The sequence below is a fragment of the Chitinilyticum aquatile DSM 21506 genome, from assembly GCF_000430805.1.
GTDB lineage: Bacteria > Pseudomonadota > Gammaproteobacteria > Burkholderiales > Chitinibacteraceae > Chitinilyticum > Chitinilyticum aquatile.
Genome location: NZ_AUMS01000030.1, coordinates 1 through 1,418 on the forward strand (window position 1 = coordinate 1; position 1,418 = coordinate 1,418).

2 protein-coding genes are annotated in these 1,418 nt (G+C 50.6%); both read left to right on the forward strand.

What is annotated here, in order from left to right:
- Positions 1 to 598, forward strand: a 598-nt coding sequence (locus H559_RS22370; RefSeq protein WP_162143326.1) for an RHS repeat-associated core domain-containing protein, incomplete at its 5' end; no start/stop codon positions are given.
- A 5-nt stretch (positions 599 to 603) separates the two neighbouring features.
- On the forward strand, positions 604 to 831 hold the full coding sequence (locus tag H559_RS22785; RefSeq protein ID WP_155845429.1) for a hypothetical protein: 228 nt from the start codon (positions 604 to 606) through the stop codon (positions 829 to 831).
- Positions 832 to 1,418 lie beyond the last annotated feature (587 nt).

The following is a 1,418-nucleotide window of genomic DNA, read 5'->3' on the forward strand; positions in this document are numbered from 1 at the left end:
CAACTACTACCGCGACTACGACCCGCTGACGGGGCGGTACATGCAGTCTGACCCGATTGGGCTAGCGGGGGGGATTAATACGTATGCTTATGTGGGTGGGAATTCACTGAATTTTATTGACCCTAATGGTCTACAAACTGTAATTCTTCCTGGAGGCTCTGGTCTTTTTCCTGAAGGGGGGATGCTAATTCCGCCTGGATTGGGGCAACTAACAACGCTGTGCATCAGATCGCTAATGACGGCTGCGGGGCCTGTTGTGCTCTATTTAACCCCTGCAGATATTAGCAAATGTCAGGATCTTTCCTATGCGACTGACAATACTCAAGAGTGCAAATTTGGGCCGGATGATAAAAAGTGCCCACCTTGTAAAACACAAAGCGGAAAAGTTGTACTGACAGGCACTATCGGGTATCGATTTGATAAAGTCCCTCCGGGAAAACCTCATTATCCATATACCGGTGATCATTATAATCTTTATAAAGCCAACCAGAATCCAAATAATTGCCAGTGCTTCTGGCAAGAAGTTGGTGCTGCCGATGGTTCAAATAATGCGCCGCCTCCTCAAGGTGCAATTCCAATTGAGCCTTTTGTTAGGTGATGCCCATGATAAGTGATAGCGGTGTAATTATTCGTGTCGGGGATAGCGTTCGATTTTCAGGAGGGATGACTGGTGTTGTGGTTGTCTGCCTCGATGATAAAACTGCTTTGAGCGATTACTGCCTCGATGATTGGCTTTATTTAGAAGATGGATTGTTGATTGATTCTTTGCAGGGTGGACTGGTTCATGTAAGCACCAATTCTGGTGATATTGAAATAATTAACCCTGCATAACAGCCCGCGTAGCCCGTATATGGACTCCTCCCGGTTTGCAAGCATTCTGCAGGTCTGGTCGTCGGATCGACTGCGCACGTATATCCGGCCTCTGCGGTGGGCTCAAACGCCCGGGCCATGATGGGCTATTCGCGCGGCAAGTCCTGAACGATTAGGCGTGCTCGAGGCACTTCGGACCTATCAGGTTTTCCTGCCGCCGGTTCGACCGGTTGGCCATCACTGCTTTCTGCTTCGCAATCGTGAAGAGGGCTTACTCGTTATTCATCCCGTTGCCGGGGCCATTTGATGAAGCTGGTCGTCAGCCCGCGTAGCTCCGATTAGCGAAGCGTAATCGGAGGCGCAAGCCGCGTCGTTTTCCGCATCCCCGATCTTTAACAACTCGCCTTCCCCCCCCCCAGTGATTTTCTGCAAACTGCACGGGTATATGGCTGTAGCCTTTTATATTAAAGGTTCGCATGCATATATAGTAATGGGTATGTATCGATTTGCCCTCGTCGGGGCACTGGGCCAGCGCATCCGCAAAACCCTCACGAGCAACGGCCAGATCGTGAGCGACACGCTGTACCACTACGACCTCGCCGGCCACC